Genomic DNA, 6599 nt, shown 5'->3' on the forward strand with positions numbered 1-6599 from the left:
TCCAAACAACAGCGCTGCATACACTGCCATACTACCGCCGCCGGACATCATTGGCGAAGTAAATGCGCAGATAGCCTCGTATGATTCCAAAGATCCCCGTGTACGCCTGGCCATAGCCTCAAGCAAGATGAACTGGAAAGTCGCCGATGCCGCTCCGTACCAGCTTCTCAATGAGGTCCTCTGGAAAGATGCCAAGGGTCCAAACTCAAAGATGCCTGAGCCCCGGGTCAGCAAATTAACCGTTGTTGACAAGAACAAGGTGCGCAACTCCCAGCATGATGGCGACGATGACTGAGCGAGACGCTGCAAGACGTGGGCGTGAGCTCGGGGGTGAGGGCTGGCCGTGGTCCGTTTCCGCTCGCGCCCCCGACGTCATCGCGCGCCTTGAAGGAGGTAGACGAATGGTGCTCCCATCAGCGAACCGTGGGACTTGGCGCAGTGTCCACCGGCGCTTACCCTGGCTTGCGCTCGGCATCGCCGCGCTGGCGTCGCTGGCGCTCTCCGCCTGTGGCGGCGACGATGACAACAACGGCGTCGCCTACTCGTTCGCAGTCCTGGGCTGCAACCGTAGCAATGATCTTCCCAGTGCGGACAACCCGAGCACGGTGAACTTGCCGCAACTGCAGCGCACCCTCGCGGACATTGCGGCCATGCAGCCGCCACCCAACTTCATCTTCTTCACCGGCGATCTGGTGCTCGGGCTCACGCCCGATCTGGACACGCTGCGAAACGAGCTCGAAGCGTGGGTGCAGGTCTACCGCGTCTCGCCGGCCGGCCAAAACCCGGCGATCCGTTTGGTGGCGCTGCCGGGCAACCACGAGTCACTGCGCCTCGGACTGGAGGATGTCCAGTGCGGCGTGTCCAACCCCGGCGCCGAGGCGGTGTGGCTCGACGTCATGGCTCCCTTCATCGCCGGCGACAACGGTCCCACAGCCGGCGGCCCCGACCAGCTGGAGACCGATCAGAGCCGTCTGAGCTACTCGTTCAACTTCCGCGACACGCACTTCGTCGTCCTCAACACCGATCCGGTCGGCGCGGTGGCGTCCGTGCCGGTGCATTGGATCGCGGACGACCTGGCAGCGGCGCGACAAGATCGGTCGATACGGCGCATTTTCGCGCTCGGGCACAAGCCGGCGTTCACCCCGTCCGACGCGACGCCGGACTGCTCGCTCGACTCGAACCCGGACGTGCGCAACGTCTTCTGGGACGCCCTCACTGGCGCCAGTGGCACCGCGTACATCACCTCACACGCGCACCTGTACAACCGGTCGCAACCGGCCACGCCAACGCAACCCAGCGTCACAAAGACATGGCAGGTCGTTGCCGGCAACGGCGGTAGCCCGGTCGACACAATGTGGGCAGAAAGCGGCGCGATCCCCTACTATGGATACACGGTGGTCTCCATCACCACCGACGGCCGCACGTTGCTGACCGGCTACGGGCGCAACTTCGACGGTTCGAACTACCTCGCACCATCTCCGGCGCAGCAGTATCCGACAACGGTGCGCGACTCGGCGGATATCACCGTGCAGTGAGCAACGATGCAACCAGGTCCGCGCCGCCGCGGGCAGAGCGCGCCAGGCCTCTTTTGATGTCACGCCAGACATGCAACCTGAACGGTCTTTACTGATATTCATGTAAAGACAGGGAGAGTTACCATGCTCAAGGCTTCGCGACCGAGGTCCTTATTGATTCTGGCTGCTTCGATTGTGTTGTCCATTGCCGTGGCGGGGTGCGGCGATAGTGATAACACTAGCCTCTCTTCGCTGAGTTCAGCCAATATCAATATGATTTTCGTGGTGTCTCAGGACTTGGCCCATAATGACGGCGATATTAACTTCTGGAGAGTCCGTAGTGAGTTCTGGTCAATCCGAAGATCCATCGTTTGAAAGAGCCGCGTGCCCAATACGGCCAGGCCGAGGATGAAGGATTGATTGTGCTGGTGAGATGGGACATCGGCAATGCCACAAGGCATGAGTTTGGGCACATGATCGGGTTGGATCATCATGAAGGCTGCGCCATGGCTTGGGACTGCACGGTGGAAAGATTTTGCGAGAACTGCCAAAAAGAGATCAGGGAAATCTGGGGATTGTAAAGAAGCGTCGCACGCCGAACAGGGCGATCGAGACCAACGCGAAAAGAGCGCCCAGCTCATCGCCGCGGCGTTCGGCGCGACTGATGGCGAGGTCTTCTTTCGGGTGACAGCTGGCGCTTTTCGCGTCGCAGCCGACTCTGCTATACGAGGGTAGTCACTCTGGAGCGTGTCGATGGCCAAGCGAGCACAGAAGATCAGCGAACTGACGATTGAGCGTCCTAAACGGGCGAAGCTTGCGCCCACGGAATCTCTGAAACGCATGGAAGCTTTCAACCGCCGCAAGGAGCAGTTCGTTGCCGCTGTCCGAAAAAGCAAGGATCGAAGCGTATCTGCCTGATCTGCCGATGCAGGCCTACCAGGACCTGCTTGAGGCGCTGGATCGGGAGTTTTCGTATACCTTCGGAGGGGCAAGCATCATCCGTGGGCTGGAGAGCAGCTACCTGTCTCGGCTTGGCTTCCAGGTTCGCGATCGCATCAATCTCATTTACACCGACACACCGTTCGCCTTCACCGACAACCTCGTACGCATTTCCCGATATGCCGATCAACTTCGAGCGGCTGCCTCTGCCGCTTTGGACGAAGAGGCGGTGCTGGTCGTGGTGATGCCGGTTTACCATGCCGAGTGAAGGCAGCGCGGAAGCCGCGCCGAAGAAGGCGATGGAGACCGACGCGAAAAGAACGCGCGGCTCATCGCCAAGGCGTTCGGCTTGGAGCTGAAGATGCACAGGGGCGCGTTCATTGTCGCAATAGGCCTGATCTTGCTGACCTGTAAGTTCGCGCGGTCAGACGAGCCGGCCCAGTCAGGCGCGGCCCCAAATGACGTTGCTACGGTCGAGCAGATTCGGGGAGGCATGCCCCAGTCGCTGCGTGATCGTCTGCACAGTTTCGCCGGCCATCACCAGTCGTGAGGCGAATGTGTGGCGCAGATCGCGGGTCCGAGGAGCAGCGAGAGCACTTTGCACCCCGCTCCTCTGATGGAAGAAAACTGATGCCGGTTATGATGCCGGTTCGATCGTTGAAAATCGATAAAAGTGCCGATGGGCAGCTCAGAATGGGGATTAAGCGGAATTGCCTGAACAACCGCGAAAAGGTGCACCGGCGCGCGCTCCTGGTGAGCGTCGCGGAGGCCTTCTACAGTCAGCCGTCAGTCAGGCGCTCGAATCGCCTCTGGCGCGGTATGTTTTCCTAGATCATGCGCACACCGAGAGGCATGAAACAGAAGAACTGCGCTACCGCGTTGGATTCGTGTTGCGACTCCGCGCTTGGCTATTCGTCCCTTCCCGCATAGAGTGGCTTGTCCGAAGAAGGAGGTGGGACGATGATGAAACCCGACAGGGACATTCGCGCTCTATTCCCCTCCGTGTTTCTGGTGCTTGCCGTTTCAGCCTTTCTCAGTGGCTGTGGCGATTCAGATTCGCAACAATCTCCACCCAGCCAATCTCAACCCGCCCAACTCCTTCCCGAAAACTCCCAAGAGTGGGTTTGCAAGGACTCGCTGACCGACGCTACCCAAGAGGAAATCGACGCGTGGTGCCAATCGCATCCGGATCGAGGTCAGCCCGTTCCCGAGGGCCTCAGAAATCCCCCCCCACCGGCAGATTTCGCCAACTACCAGGCCTACAATCTGCGCCTGAAGGATTTTCTAACCGAGAAGCGATATGAGGGGTTGGGCTGGGTCCACGATATGCGCTGGCGCTTCAGCGGCCCATCTGTCGTTCCGCCCACCCCCGCGGGCTCGTCGGATCGCCCCAACTTCAGCCACAATTACGGCCCGCATTTCCCACTTCTCGTCTACTATTCACCCGAGGTCGTCGATTGGTTGTGCAACGGTCGAAGCGGTGCCGTCCCCGACGGCGCGATGATGATCAAGGCCATGACGATTGCTTTCGGGAGCCTTGATGTCCGGGTCGCCAGCGATAGCTGTATGGATATCGTGCCGCCGACTCCGAAGCCGATGGCGAACGAGAACGATAGTACCACCACCATCAAACCCAACCTCTGGGCACCCATGATCAAGACGAGCCAATCGTCGTACGACGGGTGGCTGTGGATGCTTCAACAGCCTGACATCGTCCCCCCCGCACCATTCCCTCCGACCCCCATCCCGCCGCAATTCCCGCCTCCGCTTTTGGACGTATCGGCATTCACCGGCGGGACATTTTCCACACCCATCACGGACAATCCATTCTGGTATCCCACAGGCAGCATCTTGAACACCCCATTCCTATTCGCATTCAAGGTCCCGAACGTTGTCACGCTCATTCCCCTTGCCGGTCACTCCTACTGTCTGAGCTGCCACAGCACTGCCGAGTCCGAATCGACCTTTGCTTCGATGGACAACATCCTCGGTAAGGAACTGCGCTACAAAGCATTCGAGACCACCGCGCCCGTCGAACCGACGCCCACGCCGGCCAATTTCTCCCCCTTCCCCAAGCCCCTGTCCCAACCGACACCGGCCTTTCAGAGCTTCTTCAATCAACTCGATCCCGTCCCGTTCGCCGCCGTGTGGGAGACGCGTATGCCGGCGGAAACCTACGATCAGCAGGTGACCTCGGCGCCTGCCGGGCCGGGGCAGTTTCTCACCTCAGCCCAGTGCAATGCGTGTCACAATGCGACGCCGCAAAGCCCACTCCTGCCAAAGATGGTGTTCGTGGAGGAAAACGCGAGTGGCTCGGGACCTTTGCGTAACCTTTCCCCCAATGGGGAATGGCGCGTCTCGCCCATGGGCTTGGCCGGCCGCGACCCGATTTTCTTCTCCCAATTGCAGTCCGAAACCAACAATCTCCCCCAACTTGCCGCCTGTATCGAGACCACCTGCCTCCATTGCCATGGCGCGATGGGCGAACGTCAGCTTGCCACCGACACCAAGGACCAGGGAGACGAGGCGTGCAAAAATATGTTTGCCATTGAGCCGCCGCCGGAAGTGCCTTTCGGCAAACCGCTGCGGCGCCGCGTGCTGCAGCAATGGCCGGGATCGCCACAGGCCGACGAGCAAAAGTATGCGGCGCTGGCTCGCGAGGGGATCTCATGCGCCGTGTGTCACCATGTTTCCGCAACCGACATGGGCCAAGAGCGCACATACACCGGCAATTTCGTTACCGGGCCAGCGGACAAGATGTACGGTCCATACAAGGACGATACGATCGCCACCAAGCCAATGGAACACGCGCTGGGCATAGCACCCACGTTTGGCGAGCAGATCGTGAGCTCGGAGCTCTGCGGGAGTTGTCACAATGTCTTGCTGCCGATCTTCGATAACTCCGGCCAACGCCGCGACGCGGCGTACGAGCAATCAACACATCTCGAATGGCTCAACAGCGAGAGCGGCCGTCCCGGTCCACAATTCCGCTCCTGCCAGGATTGCCATATGCCGACCCACTACAAGGGGAAGCAGCTCCAGTTCAAGATCGCCAACAGTGAATCGCCCGATCAATTTCCGCCGACGACCCATCGACTGCCCGATAGCGATATCGAGCTGACCGAACGCAGTCGGTTTTCCCGCCATTCCCTGCACGGACTGAATGTGTTCTTGAACCAGTTCTTTCAGCAGTTTCCACTCATCCTGGGCTTTCAACAGGTGGACTGGATGTCGGAACAGCCGTCACCTCTCGATCCCCCAGCGCCGCCGGTCAGCCAAGCCTATATTATGGAACTGCCGTTGTTGACCGGCTTTGAGTCGATGCTGGAGATGGCCGACAAGGAAACGGCGACCATCGACATTGGGCAGCTGCAAAGGACGTCGCAAGGACAGTTGCGCAGCGTGGTCACGGTGCGCAACCTCACCGGGCACTATCTCCCTTCGGGCGTCGGGTCCCGCCGGGTCTTCTTGGAGCTCCTCGTCCTCGATCGTCAAGGAGCCGTGCTGTGGGCTTCGGGGCGCACGAATGACTTCGGCTTCATTCTCGATGGGGTCACCGACCGCGTATTGGAGAGTGAGCAGCCGGTGAAATTCCCCGGTGCTCCCGTTCAACCGCACTATCAGGTCATCGATTCGGGGAGTCAGGTGCAGATCTACCAGGAGTTGATCCGGGATTCAGAGGGCATTCTGACCACGAGCTTCCTGCACCGAGTTGAGCCGATCAAGGACAATCGCATTCGGCCGAAAGGGTTCGATCCTCAATTCTTCGCTCAATCGCCCTCGCCCTACATTCAGAAGCTCGCCGAGATCCCCGGGGAGGAAGCCCACGACCCCTATTACGTGGATCCACAGCTCACGGGCGCAGACGAAATCGAGTACCGAATTCCCCTCGACCCGGAGACGCTGCAACGCGCCGACCATGTCCAGGTAACCCTCTACATCCAGACGATTCCCCCATTCTATCTGCAGCAGCGCTTTCAGGACGCCTCTCGGGGGCCGGGAGCTAAAGACGATATCCAGCGCCTATACTATCTCACCAGTCATCTGAATCTGAACGATGCAAAGAGCGAAAAGGGCGAGCCGGTACTCAAAGGATGGAAGCTTCGAATTGCCGGGGGTACACGACAGGTTCAATAGTGCAAGGCG

5 protein-coding genes are annotated in these 6599 nt (G+C 59.8%); all 5 read left to right on the top strand.

Translation table 11 applies throughout. The features are described from left to right. The coding region (locus VF515_12460) for a hypothetical protein (protein HEX7408447.1) at positions 1 to 295 on the top strand (295 nt) is incomplete at its 5' end. Between the two features lie 106 nt (positions 296 to 401). Continuing rightward, positions 402 to 1535 (top strand): metallophosphoesterase, encoded by a 1134-nt coding sequence (locus tag VF515_12465; protein HEX7408448.1) that lies wholly within the window; start codon positions 402 to 404, stop codon positions 1533 to 1535. 350 nt (positions 1536 to 1885) lie between these two features. Next, positions 1886 to 2095 carry a hypothetical protein gene (locus tag VF515_12470; protein ID HEX7408449.1) on the top strand — a complete coding sequence of 70 codons (210 nt, stop codon included), beginning with the start codon at positions 1886 to 1888 and terminating at the stop codon, positions 2093 to 2095. Between the two features lie 293 nt (positions 2096 to 2388). After that, on the top strand, positions 2389 to 2721 hold the full coding sequence (locus VF515_12475) for a hypothetical protein (protein ID HEX7408450.1): 333 nt from the start codon (positions 2389 to 2391) through the stop codon (positions 2719 to 2721). Positions 2722 to 3413: 692 nt separating this feature from the next. Beyond that, positions 3414 to 6590, top strand: a complete 3177-nt coding sequence (locus VF515_12480) for a hypothetical protein (protein ID HEX7408451.1) — start codon at positions 3414 to 3416, stop codon at positions 6588 to 6590. The last annotated feature ends 9 nt before the right edge of the window (positions 6591 to 6599 follow it).

Source organism: Candidatus Binatia bacterium, assembly GCA_036382395.1.
GTDB lineage: Bacteria > Desulfobacterota > Binatia > HRBIN30 > HRBIN30 > JAGDMS01.